We start from the raw sequence: 19,854 nt of genomic DNA on the forward strand, positions 1-19,854 counted from the left end.
AAGTGTTCCCTTGGTGCCGCTGAAATTGCTTGTATAAAAATCGCCCTGAATTCGGACAAGACGTGGCATGGACCGGCGAAAATGGCCGGTCCAGCCTGAAAAATCTACGCGTGTATCGCGCCGTCGCCGCATGCGAGGGCGGCTTCGCGGACGGCCTCGGAGTAGGTGGGGTGGGCATGGCAGGTCCGTGCGAGATCCTCGGCAGCGGCACCGAATTCCATGGCAACGCAGATTTCGTGGATCAGGTCACCCGCCATCGGACCGATAATATGCGCACCAAGCACGCGGTCGGTCGTTGCATCCACGAGGATTTTGACAAAACCGTCGCCTGCGAAATTTGCCTTGGCGCGGGCGTTGCCCATGAAGGGGAATTTGCCGACCTTGTATTTACGCCCTTGTTCTTTCAGGGTTTCTTCGGTCTCGCCCACATTGGCCACCTCGGGGTGGGTGTAGATCACACCGGGGATGACGCCGTAGTTCACATGCGGATGCTGACCGGCGATACCTTCGGCGACGGCCATGCCTTCATCTTCGGCTTTATGGGCCAGCATCGGGCCTGCAATCGTGTCGCCGATCGCGTAGATGCCTGCGACATTGGTCGCATATTTGCCGTCGGTCTTGATCTGGCCGCGCTCGGACATCTCAACGCCCAGCTCTTCCAGACCCAGCCCCTTGGTGTAGGGTTTGCGGCCTGTAGCGACCAGCACCGTATCGGCGGAAAGCGTGTGTTCGCTGTCGTCCTTGCGCAGTTTATAGGTGACGGTGGCCTTGTTGTTCTTGACTTCGACACCTTGCACAGCCGCACCAAGGGTGAATTTAAGCCCCTGTTTCGTGAGCATTTTCTGGAATTGACGGGCAATTTCTTTGTCCATGCCGGGGGTGATGGCATCAAGGAATTCAATGACCTCAACCTCGGCGCCCAAACGCGCGTAGACCGAGCCAAGCTCCAACCCGATAACGCCCGCGCCGATCACGACAAGCTTCTTGGGTATTTTGCCCAGTTCCAGCGCACCGGTGGAGGTCACGACAGTTTTTTCGTCGACTTCTACGCCGGGCAATGACGACGCCTCGGACCCAGATGCAATCACGATGTGCTTGGCTTCATGGACTTCGTCGCCGACTTTCACCTTGCCTGCTTCGGGGATTGACCCCCAGCCTTTCAGCCAGTCGACCTTGTTCTTTTTGAACAGAAATTCGATGCCGCCGGTGTTTTGTGCAATCGTGTCGGCCTTATAGGACAGCATCTGCTTCCAATCGACCGAAGGCGCTTTGCCTTTCAGGCCCATGGTCGCGAAATTATGCTCGGCTTCATGCAGCATATGCGTCGCGTGCAGCATGGCCTTGGAGGGAATGCAGCCCACGTTCAGGCAGGTGCCGCCCAGCGTTTCACGGCCTTCGACGCAAGCCACCTTCATGCCCAATTGGGCACAGCGAATTGCACAAACATAGCCGCCGGGACCGGCGCCGATTACGATGACGTCATAGCTGGACATGGGGTCTCCTTTAGAGTGTCACAGGGCGTACACACCGCGTACACAACCTGTACATACAAATTGTCATATCAGGGCTGACACTATCATCAGCATGGTTGAGGTGAACCCCACAAACCAAATTATTGACCGCCACGGTGTCAGGCCGAAGTAATAGGCGGGGACATAGAGGACGCGGGCGACAAGGTAGGTCCACGCGCAGATGGCGGAAAATCCGGTGCCTTTGTCGCTAAGGGTGATGACGACGACTGCGATGGTGAAGAGGATCAGACCTTCGAAGTGGTTATTGAGGGCACGGAACAGGCGTGCGGTCTTATCGCTGACCTGTTCGACCAGGGGTTTGCCCAGACGGCTCGCATCCCGTGGTGACATGGTTTTGCCGGGGCCAAGTTCGAGATTGGCCGGGATCGCCATCAGCGCGAACTGGATACCTTGCAGGAGGGCGGCAAGGGCGAGGACTGTAAGTTCGGGGGTCATCATTGGTCTTCCTCTTTGGCGTCCGGCATCGCTTTGCGTTGTCTCACAAATATAACTAACGCTGGAATCCAGCCGATGACCGCGCCAAGCAATATCAACCGAGAGCCAATCGCGCTTGTCACATCATTGACCGCGATGGGAGATAGAAGCAAACAAACGCCCCAGACGATCAACCACCAGCGGATTTTTTGCTGTGGCGTAGCAAGGTTCTTTGCCACCCACTTTTCCCATGGCGTTGGTGCGTTGTCGGTCATGGTGTCACGCCGTCCCGGGCCTGACCCGGGACCTCTGGTTTGTTTTCTGAGGGAGTCCCCGGATTAGGTCAGGGGCTGCGTTCCTCTGGCTGCGGTCCATCGCGTCAGAACAGTGGCAGGATCATCATGGCCAATCCTGCAAGTGATGCAAAAAAGGCAACCGAACGCACCAGCGGAATGCCTGAGGCATAGGCGGGAATATAGGCGACACGCGCCCAGAACCAGATTGCGGCACCAAGGGCGGAGGTGGCGGTGCCCATCTCGGTCACGGTGAGCGTCAGTGCCAGTGCGATGAAGGCCGGCAAGGTTTCCAGATAGTTGCGCAAGGCGCGCTGGATGCGACCAGCGACGACACTCTGGTCGCGGTTTTCATCCTGCGGCCCCAGCGCCCAGCCTATCCCTTTGCTAAGGTCGCTGAACGTGGCCTGCACGAGGACATGCACAATGAGGAGGATGACGCCGTAGACGAGGTATTGCAGTTCAGGTGTCATGGGGTTTCCTTTCGCATTTTTGGTGCGTGGGTTTCACCCACCCTACGTGGGGTGGGTGAAACCCACGCGAACCATCACAAATCCATCAACAACCGACGCGGATCCTCGAGCGCCTCTTTCACCCGCACAAGGAAGGTCACAGCGCCTTTGCCGTCAACAATCCGGTGGTCATAGGACAGCGCCAGATACATCATCGGACGGATCACCACCTGACCACCGATCGCCATCGGGCGGTCCTGGATTTTGTGCATTCCGAGGATACCGGACTGCGGGGGGTTCAGGATGGGCGAGGACATCAGCGAGCCGTAGACGCCGCCGTTGGAGATGGTGAAGGTGCCGCCCTGCATTTCAGCCATGCTCAACTTGCCGTCGCGGGCTTTGGCGCCCATTTCGGCAATCGCTTTCTCGATAGCGGCAAAGGACATCTGGTCGGCGTCGTTGATCACCGGCACCACAAGGCCCGTAGGCGTGCCTGCGGCGATGCCCATGTTGACGTAGTTTTTGTAGACGATGTCGGTGCCGTCGATTTCGGCGTTCACTTCGGGCACTTCGCGCAAAGCGTGCACACAGGCCTTGGTGAAGAAGGACATGAAGCCCAGTTTCACGCCGTGCTTTTTCAGGAACAGGTCTTTGTATTCGTTCCGCAGGGCCATCACCTCGGTCATGTCGACCTCGTTGTAGGTGGTCAGCATGGCAGCGGTGTTCTGGCTGTCTTTCAGACGCTTGGCGATGGTCTGGCGCAGACGGGTCATTTTCACCCGCTCTTCGCGGTCGGCCTGTGCGGCGGCAACAGGCGCGCGCGGCGCCGGGCTCGAAGACGGCGCGGGCGCGGCGGATGAGAGCGCGTTGAGCACGTCCTCTTTCATTACGCGGCCGTCCTTGCCGGTGCCTTGCACGTCAGAGAGGTTATTTTCGGCCATCAGCTTTTTGGCCGATGGCGCATCCTCAACGTCTTTTGCTGCCGCAGGGGCGGGCTGCTCTTCGGCCTTGGGGGCCTCTTCGCTTTTGGCGGCTTTCGGTGCCGGAGCGGCGTCGCCCTCGCTAATCTGCGCCAGCAGGGCGTCAACGCCGACAGTCTCGCCTTCGGCGGCGACGATCTCGGACAGGGTGCCAGCGACAGGGCTGGGCACCTCGACGGTCACCTTATCGGTTTCCAGCTCGCAGAGCATTTCGTCAACGGCCACGGCATCGCCGGGCTGTTTGAACCATGTGGCGACAGTGGCCTCTGTCACGGATTCGCCAAGGGTAGGGACGCGGACTTCGGTGCTCATTACTTTGTTCCTTCGATGGTCAACGCATCATTCACGAGCGCTGTTTGTTCTGCTTTGTGTTTGCTGGCCAGACCTGTTGCAGGCGAGGCGGCAGCGGCGCGCCCCACGTAGACAGGCCGTGTGTGTTTCGCTTTGGACCGCGTCAGCACCCATTCGATATTGGGTTCCATGAACGCCCATGCGCCCTGATTGCGCGGCTCTTCCTGACACCAGACCATTTCGGCATTCTTGAACCGTTCGAGTTCCTTCATCGCCGATTGCGCAGGGAACGGATAGAATTGCTCGAACCGCAGGATATAAATATCGTCGATCCCGCGCGCGTCACGCTCTTCCAGAAGGTCGTAGTAGACCTTGCCCGAACACATCACGACCCGTTTGATCTTGTCATCCGCCACCAGTTTGGTGTCCGAATTCCCCTGCTGGGCATCATCCCAGAGCACGCGATGGAAGCTGGACCCTGTCGTGAACTCCTCTTTCTTGGACACGGCCAGTTTGTGCCGCAAAAGCGACTTGGGTGTCATCAGAATGAGCGGTTTGCGGTAGGTGCGGTGCAACTGCCGGCGCAGCAGGTGGAAGTAGTTCGCAGGTGTCGTACAGTTGGCCACGATCCAGTTGTCGCCGCCACACATGGTCAGGAACCGTTCCAGACGCGCGCTGGAGTGTTCCGGCCCTTGCCCTTCGTACCCATGTGGCAGCAGACAGACGAGGCCTGACATGCGCAGCCATTTGCTTTCGCCCGAGCTGATGAACTGGTCGAACATGATTTGCGCGCCATTGGCGAAATCGCCGAACTGTGCTTCCCACAAGGTCAGGGCATTGGGTTCCGCCAGCGAATAGCCATATTCAAAGCCCAGAACCGCATATTCCGACAGCATCGAATCGATGACTTCGTAATTCGCCTGGCCTTCGCGGATATGGTTCAGCGGGTAGTAGCGCTCTTCGTTGTCCTGATTGATCAGGCCGGAATGCCGCTGGCTGAATGTGCCGCGTGTACTGTCCTGCCCCGAAAGGCGCACAGGATAGCCTTCGGTCAGAAGCGAGCCAAAGGCCAGTGCTTCGCCGGTGGCCCAGTCGATGCCCTCGCCGGTTTCGAACATGGTGGCCTTGGCTTCGAGCAGGCGCGCAACAGTTTTGTGCAACGGGAAATTCTCGGGTGCCTTGGTCAGCGCTTTGCCGATATCCGCGAAGGTCTTTTCCTCGATTGCGGTCGCACCGCGCTGATAGTCGTCCTTATTGCGGTCCAGATGTGACCACTTGCCGTCCAGCCAGTCGGCCTTGTTGGGTTTGTAGGTTTTGCCGGCTTCGAATTCCTCGTTCAGATAGGCTTGGAACGCGGCTTTCATGTCCTCGATTTCGCCTTCGGGGATCAGCCCGTCGCGCACCAGACGCTCGGTGTAGAGCGTCAGCGTCGTCTTTTGCTTTTTGATCTTTTTGTACATCACCGGATTGGTAAACATCGGCTCATCGCCTTCGTTGTGACCAAAGCGGCGGTAGCAGATAATATCCAGCACCACGTCCTTGTGGAACTTCTGGCGGAATTCGGTCGCGACGCGGGCTGCGTGGACCACGGCCTCGGGGTCGTCGCCGTTGACGTGGAAGATCGGCGCCTCAACCATCAGCGCAATATCGGTCGGGTAAGGGGAGGAACGGCTGAAATGTGGTGCTGTGGTAAAGCCGATCTGGTTGTTCACCACGATATGCATGGTGCCGCCGGTCCTGTGACCTTTCAGGCCCGACAGGCCAAAGCCTTCGGCCACAACGCCTTGGCCAGCAAAGGCTGCATCGCCGTGCAACAGCACAGCCATAACCTTGGTACGGTTCTTGTCGTTTTTCTGATCCTGCTTGGCGCGGACCTTGCCCAGAACGACCGGGTTGACCGCCTCAAGGTGCGAGGGGTTGGCCGTCAGCGACAGGTGGACTGAGTTATCATCAAAGGCGCGGTCGGATGAGGCACCAAGGTGGTATTTCACGTCGCCCGAGCCGTCCACGTCTTCGGGCTTGAACGACCCGCCCTGAAACTCGTTAAAGATCGCGCGGTAGGGTTTTTGCATCACGTTGGCGAGCACCGACAATCGGCCGCGGTGCGGCATCCCGATGACGATATCCTCAAGGCCCAACTGACCACCGCGTTTGATGATCTGTTCCATCGCAGGGATCAGGCTTTCGCCGCCATCAAGGCCGAAACGCTTGGTGCCCATGTATTTGACGTGGAGGAATTTCTCGAAACCCTCGGCCTGCACCAAGGAGTTCAGGATCGCTTTGCGCCCTTCCTTGGTGAAGGCGATTTCCTTGCCATAGCCTTCGATGCGCTCTTTGAGCCAACCGGCCTCTTCGGGGTTGGAGATGTGCATGTATTGCAGCGCGAATGTGCCGCAATAGGTGCGCTGCACGATGGCCATGATCTCATTCATGGTCGCCACTTCAAGGCCGAGCACGTTGTCGATAAATATCGGACGGTCCATGTCGGCGCCGGTGAAGCCATAGGATTTCGGGTCAAGTTCAGGGTGCGGAACGTTCTCGCGCATGCCCAGTGGATCGAGGTCTGCAATCAGGTGGCCGCGAATACGGTAGGCGCGGATAATCATCAGCGCACGGATACTATCAAGCACCGCGTTGCGGACCTGATTTTCGTCCAGCGTCACGCCTTTTTCAGCGGCTTTTTCCTTGATCTTCTTGCCCGCCGCTTCGGGCTCAGCTGGCCACTGCCCGTCGAGGGCTGCGGTCAGGTCATCGGAAGGTACAGGTGGCCAGTCTGTACGCGCCCAAGAGGGGCCCGCGGCCTCTGCTTTGGCATCGGCAGGGGTGTCACCCAAGGACCGGAAGAACGCCTGCCAGCTTTCATCGACCGCACCGGGGTTATCGGCGTAACGGGCGTAAAGCTGTTCCACGTATTCCGCGTTATGGCCTTGCAGGAATGAAGAGGCGTGGAAAACGTCGTTGGGGGATTGGTCTGTCATTTCTTGTGTCCCATTCTGGTCTGAAGGGTGTTCCTGGAGCCTTCGGGATGGCTGATTTTACCTATGGTCATGAAAAATCACTCACGCCTGAAGAATACGTTTTTGCAGGTCGATATACCAGCTTTCCAACTTTGCCTTGTCTTGTAACCAGAGAGCGGGGCTATGGCGTATTGCCAGAAACACCCCGCGCAACTGCGGCAATGAAAAGCGGCGACTCAGCATATCTTTGAGGAATTCCGCCAAAACACGGCGTGCAATATAAACCACATATCTTGCGGCACTGACCTTCGGTCGCGTGCTGTGACGCCTTTGGAGAAATGCCAAGTTTAACGCCCTGAGCGCCGTTGCCTTACGTCGCTTGATCCGCCCTGCAGCGGCGTCGGCATGGTAGACCTTTGCCACATTGGACCAGCCCAGTACGCCATGTCGGCCCATCCGGTAGGTAACGTCGAGATCCTCGCCCGGGCAATAGGCCAAGAAACTCGGCTCAAAAAATTCTTTCAGGATCACTGTGCGCCGCGCGGTTAGGGCGAAGCCTGCAATAAATTTGGTAAAGCCCGCATCGGGTATTTGCATCGCATCGAATTCTTCGCGGGTACCGTGCAAAATGTCACTGTCGTAGTCGATGAAGTCTTTTTCCATCTGCATCAGCAGAACTTCGCGATAGATCCAGCGCAGCACGCCTGAACGCATAATCCTTTTCTCAGCGGCATCACGGTTTGCAGCATTATCCTTACGCAAGGGCGTTTTAGCCTCTGCGTCTGTACTGGGTGGGGTTTCAGCACGGGCGAGGCTGAGTCCGACAAGTCGCTCTGCCCCCGGCTTTTCATAGCATCCCATAATCAATCCAGCCGCGTCAGGGTAAAGGTAGCTGTCGTCATCAATAAGAAACAGGACATCGACCGAAGCTTCTTTGATTCCCTGATTGCGCTGATTGGTCAAAGACCGCATCTTGGCTTGCCGGTAACAGAAACGGATGGAACCATCCTGCGGAAGCATCGCCGCAATATGATCGCGGTTCCGTTCCCAATCGTCAGAGGCATCAACCACAACGATTTCGTCCGGTTTGCGGGTTTGGGATAGAGCGCACCCCACGCAAATCACAAGGCTGTCCAGTCGGTTTAGCGTCGCAACACAAAGCCCCCAGGTTAGCTGGGTCTGCGCTTCAGGCTCCAAGCCAGTGCTTTGTGGTATTGCTGTCAAACGCCTATGTCCGTTTAGCGGTGGGCACACCGGTTTCTATTTTCATTTGACGCTGCCGTGGGTGATGCGGTGCGGCGCCGTCCTGATTTCGCAGTCCCGGATGTGCTCCGGGACTGCGGTCTATGTGGGCTGAGGTCCCGGACCAGATCCGGGACCTCGCGTTTTATTTGCCGATCGCTTCCAGCACAGCTTCACCCAGTGTCGCTGGGCTGTCGGCGACGATGATCCCTGCGGACTTCATCGCTTCGATCTTGCTTTCCGCGTCGCCTTTGCCGCCCGCGACAATCGCACCGGCGTGACCCATGCGGCGGCCCGGAGGGGCGGTGCGGCCTGCGATGAAACCGGCTGTAGGTTTCCAGCGGCCTTTTTTCTTCTGCTGTGTCAGGAATTCGGCGGCTTCTTCTTCGGCGGACCCGCCGATTTCGCCGATCATGATGATCGAATGTGTCTCATCGTCATCAAGGAACATATCCAGTACGTCGATATGTTCGGTCCCTTTGATGGGGTCGCCGCCGATACCCACGGCGGTGGACTGGCCCAAGCCGCTGTCGGATGTCTGTTTAACAGCCTCATATGTCAGCGTGCCGGAACGGGAGACAACGCCGACCGAGCCGCGCTTGTGGATGTGGCCGGGCATGATGCCGATTTTGCACGCATCTGGTGTGATGACGCCCGGGCAGTTTGGCCCGATCAGGCGGGATTTGGAGCCTTCGAGCGCGCGCTTGACGCGCATCATGTCGAGGACAGGGATGCCTTCGGTGATGCAGATGATCAGTTCCATTTCGGCGTCAATCGCTTCGAGGATCGAGTCAGCCGCAAAGGGTGGCGGCACGTAGATGACAGAGGCGTTGGCCTCGGTCACATGTTTGGCTTCATGCACCGAGTTGAAGATCGGCAGGTCGAGGTGCGTCTGACCACCTTTGCCGGGGGTCACGCCGCCGACCATTTTGGTGCCGTAGGCAATCGCTTGCTCGGAGTGGAATGTGCCCTGTGAACCGGTAAGGCCCTGACAGATCACTTTGGTGTTTTCGTTTACGAGAATGGCCATGTTGGTGGCTCCTTAAAATCTTTGCATCGCGTGGGTTGCACCCACCCTGCGGGATTACCCTTTGACGGCTTTCACGATCTTCTGCGCGCCATCTTTCAGGTCGTCCGCTGCGATCACATCAAGGCCGGAGTTCTGGATGATCTCTTTGCCTTTTTCCACGTTTGTCCCTTCAAGGCGCACAACCAGTGGCACCTGCAGGCCGACCTCTTTCACAGCCGCGATCACGCCCTCTGCGATGACGTCGCAGCGCATGATGCCGCCGAAGATGTTCACAAGGATGCCTTTGACGTTGGGGTCAGAGGTGATGATCTTGAACGCCTCGGTCACTTTTTCCTTGGTCGCACCACCACCCACATCGAGGAAGTTGGCAGGCTCGGCCCCGTAAAGTTTGATGATGTCCATCGTTGCCATGGCAAGGCCTGCGCCGTTGACCATGCAGCCGATTTCGCCGTCGAGCGCGATATAGTTCAGGTCGAATTTCGAGGCTGCCAGTTCCTTGGGGTCTTCTTCGGTTTCGTCGCGCAGGGCGGCGATATCGGCGTGGCGGTAGATGGCGTTGCCGTCGAAAGCGACCTTGGCGTCGAGCACCTTGAGATCACCGCCGTCTGTGACGATCAGCGGGTTGATTTCCAGCATCTCCATGTCTTTTTCGGTGAAGGCGCGGTAGAGGTTGCCCATCAGCGCGACACACTGCTTGATCTGGTTGCCTTTCAGCCCCAGTGCGAAAGCAACGCGGCGGCCGTGGAACGGCTGGTAGCCGGTAGCGGGATCAACGGTGAAGTTGAGGATTTTCTCGGGCGTGTTTTCGGCCACTTCTTCGATGTCCATGCCGCCCTCGGTCGAGACGACAAAGCCGATGCGGCTTGTCACGCGGTCGACCAGCAGGGCGAGGTACATTTCTGTCTCGATGCCGGAGCCGTCTTCGATGTAGATGCGGTTGACCTGCTTGCCTGCAGGGCCGGTCTGGTGCGTGACCAAGGTGCGGCCCAGCATCTTCTTGGCTTCCTGTGCGGCCTCTTCGACCGATTTGGCCAGACGCACGCCGCCGGCCTCGCCGGCATCAGCCTCTTTGAATTTGCCTTTGCCGCGGCCACCGGCGTGGATCTGGGCTTTGACAACCCACAGAGGTCCATCAAGTTCGCCTGCAGCGGTTTTGGCATCCTCGGCGCGGGTGACGGGGCGGCCATCAGAGACGGGCGCGCCATAGCTGCGCAGCAAGGCTTTGGCCTGGTATTCGTGAATGTTCATAAGACAATTCCAATTTGGCTTCGGTTGCGGCACCTAAACATGGAAAATCTGCGCTATATAAGCGAAAAATCGGAAATCAGAGGAAAATCGAACATTTGTGATCACAGTAAAAAAATCTGTGATCACAAAAGACAGGTCACGCCCAGATTGTGTCTGTTTAATCCATTTTGAAAGATTCGTGACTATGGTAGCAACGTGCCGATGTTAACCCAAACGCCATCTTGGGCGGTCGTCGCCACCGTCGATGAACCACCTGCGTTGTTGCAGGCCTTTGTGGCTTGGCACCTGTCGTTGGGCGCGTCTGAAGTATTTTTGTATCTTGATCGCCCGTCTGCAGCGGGATCGGTTGATTTTACCCATTTGCCGCAGGTGACGGTGGTGGCCTGTGACGCAGCGCATTGGCAACGCTTTGGAAAACCGCGCCCGCACCGCCATGAGATCCGGCAGGTGCGCAATGCGCAGGATGCCTATCAGCGCACGGGGGCGGATTGGATTTTGCATTGTGACGCGGATGAATATCTGCGCGCGGCGATGCCTGTGGTGGATATCCTGGCCGGGATTGAGGCCGAGACCGAATGTTTCATTCTGGGCGTTGCAGAACGTGTCCACCCGATGGGCAAGATCGGTGCGGGCCTTTTTGATGGTGCGTTCCGGCGTCCGTTTCAGGGACCCGCCAAGCGGGGGGCGGCGGTCTTTGGTGCGGATTTCAAGATGACCAACCGGGGGCTGACCGGGCATGCGCAGGGCAAAGCCTTTGTGCGGACGGGGCGCGGGCTGCATATGTCGATCCACCGTCCAAGATGGCCCAAGCCAGCACAAGAGGTTGTCAGCACACGCGCGACAAACGAGGTGCTGGAGCTTTTGCACTTCGAAGGTCTGACGCCACACTACTGGTTCTACAAACTGTCGCGGATGATACAGGCGCTGAACGAAGATGACGGGATGCCACCGTCAGCTCACCGGCGGCGGCAGGCAGAGGCGTTAATGGCGGCACCGGAGTTGGCAGAAGGTCTCTATCACCGTCTGAAATCTGTTGATGCACCAACCATCAAGGCATTGGTCGAGCGCGGGCTTTGGGACGACCGCGCCTTTGATCCGGCGCCTGTGGTGGCAAGGTATTTTGCAGGACAGGTGGCAGATGCAGGCCCGCAGGCCATTGATGACTGGCTGGCGACCAACAAGACCCATGTGACCGACTATCTGCAGAAATAAAGAGGGCCGCCCCGTGGGGCAGCCCTTTGCATTGCTGATGTGCAGCGCGCTTATGCGAGGCTGTCGTCGATCCCGATGCAGGCTTCGACAAGGCCTTTGACGGCGTCGACGGATTTGTCGAACATCGCCTGTTCTTCCTTGTTCATCTTGATCTCAACCACGCGCTCGATGCCGCCTGCGCCAATGATGGTGGGGACACCAACGTAGAACCCGTTCAGGCCGTATGCGCCATCAACGTGTGCCGCACATGGCAGCAGGCGCTTTTGGTCCTTGAGGAAGGCCTCGGCCATTTCAATCGCGGAGGTGGCGGGCGCGTAGAAGGCAGAGCCGGTTTTCAGCAGGCCGACGATTTCGGCACCGCCGTCGCGTGTGCGCTGCACGATCGCGTCGAGTTTGTCTTGTGTGGTCCAGCCCATGTCGACCAGATCGGGCAGAGGGATGCCGGCAACTGTGGAATAGCGTGTCAGCGGCACCATTGTGTTGCCGTGGCCGCCCAGAACGAAGGCTGTGACGTCGCGCATGGAGACGTTGAATTCTTCGGCAAGGAAGTGACGGAAGCGGGCGCTATCAAGCACACCTGCCATGCCGCAAACCATGTGGTGTGGCAGGCCGGAGAATTCGCGCAGTGCCCAGACCATCGCATCCAGCGGGTTTGTGATGCAGATGACGAAGGCATTCGGCGCATGCGCTGCGATGCCTTCGCCGACGGATTTCATGACTTTGAGGTTGATGCCCAACAGGTCATCGCGGCTCATGCCGGGTTTGCGGGCCACGCCGGCGGTGACGATGCAAACATCAGCGCCTGCGATATCTTCATAGCTGTTGGCGCCTTTGAAGCTGCCGTCGAATTTCGCGGCAGGGCCGCTCTCGGCGATATCAAGCGCCTTACCTTGGGGGATGCCCTCTGCGATATCGAAGAGAACAACATCGCCGAGTTCTTTGACAGCTGCGAGGTGCGCGAGCGTGCCGCCGATCTGTCCGGCGCCGATAAGGGCAATCTTGGGTCTGGCCATTGAAACAGGTCCTTTGGTGATTTGGCTTTCGGCGCTTTGGGTAAGGCTTTGCAGCCGCGCGCGCAAGAGTGCTGCATCGCGGCATCACCCTCAGCACAGTAGCCAACCGGCGTGGTTGGCGCTAACGATGCTGGAATGATGGATATTTTGGACTGCTTACGTGATTGAATTCGGATGGCAATTTTTTGCGGTGGGCATCCCCGCAATCATCTTTGGTGGCATGTCCAAGGCCGGTTTCGGGTCGGGTGCGGCCTTTGTGGGTGGTGCGATTCTGGCGCTGGTGGTCCCGCCGGGGGCTGCGTTGGGGATTGTTTTGCCGCTCTTCATGCTCGTGGATGCCGCGACGCTCAAACCCTATTGGGGCAAGTGGCATTGGCCGTCCGCAAAGGGGTTGATGATCGGGGCAGTGCCCGGGTGCATCATCGCGGCATGGCTTTATGCCTCGGTGGATGCGGATGTGTTCCGGTTGTTGATCGGGGCGATTTGTCTGGCGTTCGTTGCTTTTCAATGGGCGCGGGCCTTGGGGTGGCTCAAGATCCCGATCATGCCGTTTTCCGCGCCTTTTGCATGGATCGCGGGCATGGTCAGCGGGTTCACCAGCTTTATCAGCCATGCGGGTGGCCCGCCGTCTGCGGTGTTTTTGCTGTCACAGGGCCTGAGCAAGACCACGTTTCAAGCGACAACGGTGGTTGTCTTTTGGGCGGTGAACTGGATGAAGGCGGTGCCCTACGCGTTTTTGGGTATCTTCAGCTGGGACACCATGATGGGAAGCCTTTTGCTGGCGCCATTCGCCCTGATTGGTGCGTGGCTGGGCGTGAAGGCCCACTACTGGATACCGGAGCGTTTGTTCTTTGGGCTCACCTATGTCTTGCTGCTTTTGACAGGTGTCCGGCTTATGTGGATTGCGCTGAGCTAAGCCGGACCACTGGTTCTCAGCTCTCGCTGTCGAAATTCGCCAAAGGTTCGTTCACGTATTGGTAGGCCTGCCCTGCGGCGGCGAGACATGTCAGCCCGCCGGGCCGGGTGATAGTGATGGTCCATGAGCCTGTGTCCATGGATGCAAAGACTTCCACCACGGAATTATCGCTGGTGAGCCCGATGGATTGGCGGCTTTCGCCATAGCGTTCGCCCAAGCGTTCCACGACCGTGGCGTGGTCTGCGCAGTTGCCTTGGGCATGGGCCTGTTGTGCCGCCAGCATCATGGCCGCGATCCCGAAGGACATCAGGAATAAGATAGGTTTCATTTGGTTCCCCTTGTGCAAAGCGGATCACGGTGATCCGTCATAGGACCAAGTGTCAGGGGAGCATGCGCAGAATTGGTTAACACACCGTAACGATGGGGCCGGTCGCTGCGTTGCGGCAATTTAGACTTGAATGATTAGTTAGTTTCTGGCCTTTTCCGCGCAACATTATTGCGAGGAAGATTCGATGCACAGCCGCCCTTACCGCTCCGCCCTCTATATCCCCGGGTCCAAGGATCGGGCCCTGGAGAAGGCGCGGGGGTTGCCGGTGGACGTGATCCTGTTTGATCTGGAAGACGCTGTTTCGCCTGACGCCAAGGTCGCGGCGCGGGATACGCTTTACGCTGCTCTTGCGGACGGAGGCTATGGGCCGCGTTTGAAAATCGTGCGGATCAACGGGCTCGATACGGAATGGGGTGCGGCGGATGCGGCTGCGGTTGCGGCGATGGATTGTGACGCGATCCTTTTGCCCAAGGTGAATGGCCCCGCCGATGTGGATGCGCTGGCAGCATTGGTCCCCGATCTGCCGATCTGGGCGATGATGGAAACGCCCGAGGGCGTCTTGAATGCCGCAAGCATTGCCAAGCATCCACGGATTGCAGGCTTTGTGCTGGGCACGAATGATCTGGCGAAGGATCTGAATTCGCGGACCCGTGCGGCGCTGACGATGGCCTTGCAGCATTGCCTGCTGGCGGCCAAGGCTGCGGGGATTGTGGCGCTGGACGGTGTCTATAATGCCTTCAAAGACGAGGACGGTTTGCGTGCCGAATGCGCCGAGGGCCGCGATATGGGATTTGATGGCAAGACGCTGATCCATCCTGCCCAAGTGGCGATTGCGAATGCCGCCTTTGGCCCAACAGAGGAAGAGATTGATCTGGCCCGCCGCCAGATTGAAGCCTTTGAAGCGGCCGAAGCCGAAGGGCAGGGTGTGGCCGTTGTGGACGGGCGCATCGTTGAGAACTTGCATATCGTCACGGCGCGGGCGACGTTGGCGAAAGCTGAGGCTATCGCTGCATTGGAGACGGCATGACACTACTAATCGCTGGCGTTGCCCTTTGGTGGGCAGCACATTTGTTCAAACGGCTTGCACCGGGGGCGCGGACGGCGCTGGGCGGCGCAGGCTATCCGGTGATGGCGGTCGCGATCATCCTGAGCGTCGTTTTGATGGTGCTGGGCTATCGCGCGGCGGATGGCGCGGTGTATTGGGGACGCGATCCGATGTGGGTGGGCATCAACAATCTGCTGATGATCGTGGCCTTCTATTTCTATGCCGCCAGTGCCGCAAAGGGCGCGAAAATCTGGCTGGGCACCAAAGTGCGGCATCCGCAGCTGACGGGTTTCTCGATCTGGGCGGTGGCGCATTTGCTGGTGAATGGCGATACGCCGTCATTTATCCTGTTTGGCGGATTGCTCGCTTGGGCGATTGTCGAAATCCTGCTGATCAATGCGCAGGAAGGGTCTTGGGTGCGCCCCGCACGTGCACCGTTCAAGAAAGAGATCGTCGCTGTCGTCGTGACCGTTGTCGTGACGGTCGTGGTCATGGGTATCCACTACGCGCTTGGCGTCACACCTTGGGGGTAAGCAGGTGAAAATCTATCGTTTGTTGACCGAGGATGATACCTCGGCGTTTTGTCACAAAGTGTCCGAAGCTTTGTCCAAGGGGTGGGAGCTTTATGGCGATCCGACCTATGCCTATGACCACGCGAATGGCGTCATGCGTTGCGGGCAGGCCGTGACGAAAGAGATCGACACGCCCTATTCACCGGACATGAAGTTAGGCAAGCAATGACCAAGACGAACGCAGGCCGCTTTTTCGAGGATTACGCCGTGGGTGATGTTATTGCCCATGCTGTGCCGCGCACGATTTCGGGGGGTGAGCGCGCGCTTTATCACGCGCTCTATCCCGCCCGTGGTGCGCTTTATTCCTCGGATGAATTTGCGCGTGCCTGCGGTTTGCCCGGCTCGCCTGTTGATGATCTGGTGACGTTTCACACATTCTTTGGCAAGACTGTGCCCGATGTATCGCTGAATGCGGTGGCAAATCTGGGTTACGCCGAGGGGCGCTGGCTGCGGCCTGTGTATTCGGGTGATACGCTGGTGTCGCAGAGCGAGGTGATTGGCGTCAAACAGAACTCGAACGGGAAATCCGGTGTGGTCTGGGTGCGCACCTCAGGGCGCAATCAGCGCGACGAGGAAGTGCTGAGCTATGTGCGCTGGGTGATGGTGCGCAAGCGGGGCGAGGGGGAAGCGCCGCAGACGGTGATCCCTGATCTGGCGGATGCTGTCGCGGTGGGTGAACTGGTGATCCCTGAGGGGCTGACCTTTGAGGATTACGATTTCACCCTGGCCGGAGAACCGCACCGTTTGGGTGACTATAAGGTGGGTGAGGTGATCGACCATGTCGACGGCGTGACCGTCGAAGAAGCCGAGCACATGCTGGCGACGCGTCTGTGGCAGAACACCGCCAAGGTGCATTTCGATGCCACCCACCGCGCCGATGGCAAACGGCTGATTTACGGTGGGCATGTGATCTCGCTCGCGCGGGCGCTGTCGTTCAATGGGCTGGCCAATGCGCAGATGATTGTGGCGCTCAATGGTGGAGCACATGCCAACCCCTGCTTTGCGGGTGATACGGTGCGCGCGTGGTCCGAGGTGCTGGATGTGGCCGAGACGGATGCGCCTGGCGTCGGTGCGATCCGGTTGCGGTTGGTCGCAACCAAAGGGGCGGCGGGGGTGCTGCGCGGGGAAGACGGCAAGTATCACGCGGATGTGCTTCTTGATCTGGATTACTGGGCATTGATGCCTGTGTAATGCGGGCTAGCCTCTTGCTTAAGCGGCAAGCGGATTTTGTGATCACAGTTTAGAAAAGTGTGATCACAATTGTAAAAAAGGTGGGTTTGCGCGACCATTTTTCACGGTTTGGCGGGTGCGCCACACGTGACTTTGCTGATCGAATGGTGCAGAACATAGACAAAAGGCGTCGTCTGCCAGACGACACAAGCCAACGAAGGGAACTGATATGGCTGACGTGAACCGGGGCAATCGCCCGCTTTCACCGCATCTGACGATCTATCGTCCGCAATGGACGTCGATGTCCTCAATTCTGGTCCGCATCACCGGTAACGCACTGATCGTGGCGGCCCTGATGATTGTCTGGTGGTTCGTTGCTGCGGCTACCGGGCCCGAGGCCTTTGCCACCGCCAACGGTTTCGTCACAAGCTGGTTCGGTGATCTGGTTATGACGCTCTCGGTGCTGGGCCTTTGGTATCACCTGCTGGGTGGTCTACGCCATCTGGTGTGGGACAGTGGCCGGATGCTGGATGTGGACAAGTCCGAGCTTGCCGCGCAGATGATGATGGTGCTGTCGGTCCTGCTGACCATCTTCACTGTGATTGTTGTATAAGGGGGCGCTGCTATGGCTTTTCTGACTGACCGCAAACGCGCATCCGGCATGGGCTCGGCCAAGACCGGGACCGAGCATCACTGGCAGATGATGGTAACATCTGTTGCCCTTCTGATCCTGACGCCGCTCTTTATCTTTACCTTCGGGTCCATCCTGGGGGCGTCTTATGAAGAAGTGATCGCCTACTACCAGCGGCCTTTCCCCGCTGTTGTTGCGATCCTGACCATGCTCGTGGGGTTCTTTCACTACCGCTTGGGTGTGCAAACCCTGATTGAGGATTATGTTCACGGTTTCGCACGCAAGGCGGCGATTATCGGCATGATCTGCCTGTCCTATGCTGCGGCGGCTTTTGCGATTTTCGCAATCGTCCGTATCGCCCTTTAATCCGCGCGGAGCTTTTTACCTATGGCTGCTTATGAATACGAAACCCACACCTATGATGCGATCGTCGTCGGGGCTGGCGGGGCCGGACTGCGGGCGACATTGGGTCTTGCGGAACAAGGTTTGCGCACTGCCTGTATCACCAAGGTTTTCCCGACCCGTTCGCACACTGTTGCCGCACAGGGCGGTATTGCCGCTTCGCTCGGCAACATGGGCCCTGACAGCTGGCAGTGGCATATGTATGACACGGTGAAGGGCTCTGACTGGTTGGGTGATACCGATGCGATGGAATACCTCGCGCGTGAGGCGCCCAAGGCGGTTTACGAGCTCGAGCATTACGGCGTGCCGTTTTCGCGTACCGAAGAGGGCAAGATCTACCAGCGTCCCTTTGGTGGCCACACCACCGAATTCGGCGAAGGCCCGCCCGTGCAGCGCACCTGTGCTGCCGCTGACCGGACCGGCCACGCCATTCTGCACACGCTCTATGGTCAGTCTCTGAAACAGCAGGCAGAATTCTATATCGAATATTTCGCCCTTGATCTGATCATGTCCGACGATGGCATCTGTCAGGGTGTGATCGCATGGAAGCTGGATGACGGCACCATGCACGTCTTCAACGCCAAGACCGTTGTTCTGGCGACAGGTGGTTACGGTCGTGCGTACTTTAGCGCTACATCGGCCCACACCTGCACCGGTGACGGTGGCGGCATGGTGGCCCGTCAGGGTCTGCCTTTGCAGGATATGGAGTTCGTGCAGTTCCACCCGACCGGCATTTACGGCGCGGGCTGTCTGATCACCGAAGGCGCGCGCGGCGAGGGCGGCTATCTGACAAACTCCGAAGGCGAACGGTTCATGGAGCGCTATGCGCCCAACTACAAGGACCTCGCACCCCGCGACTATGTCAGCCGCTGCATGACGATGGAAATCCGCGAAGGCCGTGGTGTGGGGGCCAATGGTGATCACATTCACCTTAACCTCAACCATCTGCCGAAAGAGGCTTTGGCCGAACGTCTGCCCGGTATTTCGGAAAGCGCACGCATCTTTGCGGGCGTTGATGTGACCAAAGAGGCGATCCCTGTGCTGCCCACCGTGCACTATAACATGGGCGGTATTCCGACCAACTATTACGGTGAAGTGCTCAATCCCACCAAGAAAGACCCTAACGCTGTTGTGCCGGGGCTGATGGCCGTGGGTGAAGCGGGCTGTGCGTCGGTGCATGGTGCCAACCGTCTGGGTTCGAACAGCCTGATTGACCTTGTGGTCTTTGGCCGTGCGGCCGCGATCCGCGCGGGCGAGGTCGTGGACCGTAACGCCCCCAACCCGACATTGAACCAAGCGTCGGTTGATGCGTGTTTTGACCGGTTCGACGGGCTGCGCCATGCGAAGGGTACTGTTGGCACTGCAGAGCTGCGTCTGGAAATGCAAAAGGCGATGCAGGCCGATGCAGCGGTGTTCCGCACCGACAAGACGCTGGCCGAAGGTGTTGAGAAGATGACAGCGATTGCAGGCAAGATGGATGATCTGTCCGTCACCGACCGCAGCCTTGTCTGGAACAGCGACCTGATGGAAACGCTGGAACTGACCAACCTGATGCCGAACGCGCTGGCCACAATCGTTGGTGCCGAGGCGCGCAAGGAAAGCCGTGGCGCACATGCGCATGAGGATTACGCGGCGCGTGATGATAAAAACTGGCGTGTGCACACGATCAGCCATGTGGATGGCGCGAAGGTGAAACTGAGCTACCGTCCTGTGATCACGGCGGGTCTGACTACCGAGGCTGAAGGTGGTATTTCGGAAGCCAAGATTGCGCCGAAAGAACGGACATTCTGATGCGTCTGCTGATGACATTTGGCGCAGTGGTGGTGCTGGCGGGTTGCATGCAGGACCTTGGTCCGACAGGCGACATGCTGGCACGTGACGCTGCAAAAGGTGTCGTCAACAATGCTGTACAGGCACGCTTTCCCGGCGTTGATGCACGTCCGTTGACGGACTGTATCATCGACAATGCGTCCTCTGCTGAAATCGTGCAGATTGCACAAGGGGCCGTCGTTGGCGCGAACGAGACGACGACAAATCTGATTGTCCAGATTGCGCAGCGCCCCGATACGGTGCGGTGCACGGTCAATAATTCATTGGGGATGAACCTATGAGAAGGTCTGTGATCC

Annotated in this window: 21 protein-coding genes; 10 read left to right on the forward strand and 11 right to left on the reverse strand. The window is 58.4% G+C overall.

Annotated elements, in window-relative coordinates:
- Nucleotides 1-104: 104 nt before the first annotated feature.
- From lpdA to sucC, 9 genes are all read right to left on the reverse strand, one after another.
- Nucleotides 105-1,493 carry a dihydrolipoyl dehydrogenase gene (lpdA, locus tag SJY29_RS01185; RefSeq protein ID WP_400085833.1) on the reverse strand — a complete coding sequence of 463 codons (1,389 nt, stop codon included), beginning with the start codon at nucleotides 1,491-1,493 and terminating at the stop codon, nucleotides 105-107.
- Nucleotides 1,494-1,556: 63 nt separating this feature from the next.
- Nucleotides 1,557-1,967: an MAPEG family protein gene (locus SJY29_RS01190; RefSeq protein ID WP_400085835.1), complete on the reverse strand. Its 411-nt coding sequence runs from the start codon at nucleotides 1,965-1,967 to the stop codon at nucleotides 1,557-1,559.
- Entirely contained in the window at nucleotides 1,967-2,221 is a 255-nt protein-coding gene (locus SJY29_RS01195; RefSeq protein WP_400085838.1) for a hypothetical protein, read from the reverse strand. The genes SJY29_RS01190 and SJY29_RS01195 overlap by 1 nt, the downstream gene beginning before the upstream one ends.
- A gap of 104 nt (nucleotides 2,222-2,325) precedes the next feature.
- Nucleotides 2,326-2,712 (reverse strand): MAPEG family protein, encoded by a 387-nt coding sequence (locus tag SJY29_RS01200; protein WP_400085840.1) that lies wholly within the window; start codon nucleotides 2,710-2,712, stop codon nucleotides 2,326-2,328.
- Nucleotides 2,713-2,786: 74 nt separating this feature from the next.
- Complete coding sequence (gene odhB / locus SJY29_RS01205) at nucleotides 2,787-3,983, reverse strand: 2-oxoglutarate dehydrogenase complex dihydrolipoyllysine-residue succinyltransferase (RefSeq protein WP_110279678.1); 1,197 nt, start codon at nucleotides 3,981-3,983, stop codon at nucleotides 2,787-2,789.
- Nucleotides 3,983-6,940, reverse strand: coding sequence for a 2-oxoglutarate dehydrogenase E1 component (locus SJY29_RS01210; RefSeq protein ID WP_400085843.1), 2,958 nt, complete (start codon nucleotides 6,938-6,940; stop codon nucleotides 3,983-3,985). The genes odhB and SJY29_RS01210 overlap by 1 nt, the downstream gene beginning before the upstream one ends.
- 81 nt (nucleotides 6,941-7,021) lie before the next feature.
- Nucleotides 7,022-8,173, reverse strand: coding sequence for a glycosyltransferase family A protein (locus SJY29_RS01215; RefSeq protein WP_400085846.1), 1,152 nt, complete (start codon nucleotides 8,171-8,173; stop codon nucleotides 7,022-7,024).
- A 133-nt stretch (nucleotides 8,174-8,306) separates the two neighbouring features.
- Nucleotides 8,307-9,191 (reverse strand): succinate--CoA ligase subunit alpha, encoded by an 885-nt coding sequence (sucD, locus tag SJY29_RS01220; RefSeq protein WP_110279680.1) that lies wholly within the window; start codon nucleotides 9,189-9,191, stop codon nucleotides 8,307-8,309.
- Nucleotides 9,192-9,245: 54 nt separating this feature from the next.
- On the reverse strand, nucleotides 9,246-10,439 hold the full coding sequence (gene sucC / locus SJY29_RS01225) for an ADP-forming succinate--CoA ligase subunit beta (protein ID WP_400085849.1): 1,194 nt from the start codon (nucleotides 10,437-10,439) through the stop codon (nucleotides 9,246-9,248).
- 201 nt (nucleotides 10,440-10,640) lie between these two features.
- On the opposite strand from sucC, the gene SJY29_RS01230 reads away from it, so the two are divergent.
- The gene (locus tag SJY29_RS01230; RefSeq protein ID WP_400085852.1) at nucleotides 10,641-11,651 is read left to right on the forward strand and encodes a glycosyltransferase family 2 protein; all 1,011 of its coding nucleotides are present in this window, start codon (nucleotides 10,641-10,643) and stop codon (nucleotides 11,649-11,651) included.
- Nucleotides 11,652-11,701: 50 nt separating this feature from the next.
- On the opposite strand, the gene mdh is transcribed toward SJY29_RS01230, so the two are convergent.
- Nucleotides 11,702-12,664 (reverse strand): malate dehydrogenase, encoded by a 963-nt coding sequence (gene mdh, locus SJY29_RS01235; RefSeq protein WP_400085855.1) that lies wholly within the window; start codon nucleotides 12,662-12,664, stop codon nucleotides 11,702-11,704.
- A 160-nt stretch (nucleotides 12,665-12,824) separates the two neighbouring features.
- Here mdh and SJY29_RS01240 point away from each other — a divergent pair, with 160 nt between their 5' ends.
- Nucleotides 12,825-13,580, forward strand: coding sequence for a sulfite exporter TauE/SafE family protein (locus SJY29_RS01240; protein ID WP_400085858.1), 756 nt, complete (start codon nucleotides 12,825-12,827; stop codon nucleotides 13,578-13,580).
- Between the two features lie 16 nt (nucleotides 13,581-13,596).
- Here SJY29_RS01240 and SJY29_RS01245 read toward each other — a convergent pair whose 3' ends face one another.
- Nucleotides 13,597-13,908 (reverse strand): hypothetical protein, encoded by a 312-nt coding sequence (locus SJY29_RS01245; protein WP_400085861.1) that lies wholly within the window; start codon nucleotides 13,906-13,908, stop codon nucleotides 13,597-13,599.
- A gap of 184 nt (nucleotides 13,909-14,092) precedes the next feature.
- Between SJY29_RS01245 and SJY29_RS01250 the strand changes: the two genes are divergently transcribed.
- From SJY29_RS01250 to SJY29_RS01285, 8 genes are all read left to right on the forward strand, one after another.
- Nucleotides 14,093-14,935 carry an HpcH/HpaI aldolase/citrate lyase family protein gene (locus SJY29_RS01250; RefSeq protein WP_400085864.1) on the forward strand — a complete coding sequence of 281 codons (843 nt, stop codon included), beginning with the start codon at nucleotides 14,093-14,095 and terminating at the stop codon, nucleotides 14,933-14,935.
- The gene (locus SJY29_RS01255; RefSeq protein WP_400085866.1) at nucleotides 14,932-15,486 is read left to right on the forward strand and encodes an NnrU family protein; all 555 of its coding nucleotides are present in this window, start codon (nucleotides 14,932-14,934) and stop codon (nucleotides 15,484-15,486) included. Before SJY29_RS01250 ends, SJY29_RS01255 begins: the two co-directional genes overlap by 4 nt.
- Before the next feature lie 4 nt (nucleotides 15,487-15,490).
- On the forward strand, nucleotides 15,491-15,694 hold the full coding sequence (locus SJY29_RS01260) for a DUF1737 domain-containing protein (protein ID WP_055293782.1): 204 nt from the start codon (nucleotides 15,491-15,493) through the stop codon (nucleotides 15,692-15,694).
- Nucleotides 15,691-16,716, forward strand: coding sequence for a MaoC family dehydratase (locus tag SJY29_RS01265; protein ID WP_400085873.1), 1,026 nt, complete (start codon nucleotides 15,691-15,693; stop codon nucleotides 16,714-16,716). The genes SJY29_RS01260 and SJY29_RS01265 overlap by 4 nt, the downstream gene beginning before the upstream one ends.
- A gap of 208 nt (nucleotides 16,717-16,924) precedes the next feature.
- A complete protein-coding gene (gene sdhC / locus SJY29_RS01270; protein WP_400085876.1) occupies nucleotides 16,925-17,308 on the forward strand; it encodes a succinate dehydrogenase, cytochrome b556 subunit in 384 nt (127 codons plus the stop codon).
- A gap of 12 nt (nucleotides 17,309-17,320) precedes the next feature.
- The gene (sdhD, locus tag SJY29_RS01275) at nucleotides 17,321-17,692 is read left to right on the forward strand and encodes a succinate dehydrogenase, hydrophobic membrane anchor protein (protein ID WP_400085879.1); all 372 of its coding nucleotides are present in this window, start codon (nucleotides 17,321-17,323) and stop codon (nucleotides 17,690-17,692) included.
- A gap of 21 nt (nucleotides 17,693-17,713) precedes the next feature.
- A complete protein-coding gene (gene sdhA, locus SJY29_RS01280) occupies nucleotides 17,714-19,519 on the forward strand; it encodes a succinate dehydrogenase flavoprotein subunit (protein WP_400085881.1) in 1,806 nt (601 codons plus the stop codon).
- On the forward strand, nucleotides 19,519-19,839 hold the full coding sequence (locus SJY29_RS01285) for a succinate dehydrogenase (RefSeq protein WP_400085884.1): 321 nt from the start codon (nucleotides 19,519-19,521) through the stop codon (nucleotides 19,837-19,839). Before sdhA ends, SJY29_RS01285 begins: the two co-directional genes overlap by 1 nt.
- Nucleotides 19,840-19,854: the final 15 nt, after the last annotated feature.

Source organism: Yoonia sp. R78084, assembly GCF_044595625.1.
Classification (GTDB): Bacteria; Pseudomonadota; Alphaproteobacteria; order Rhodobacterales; family Rhodobacteraceae; genus Yoonia.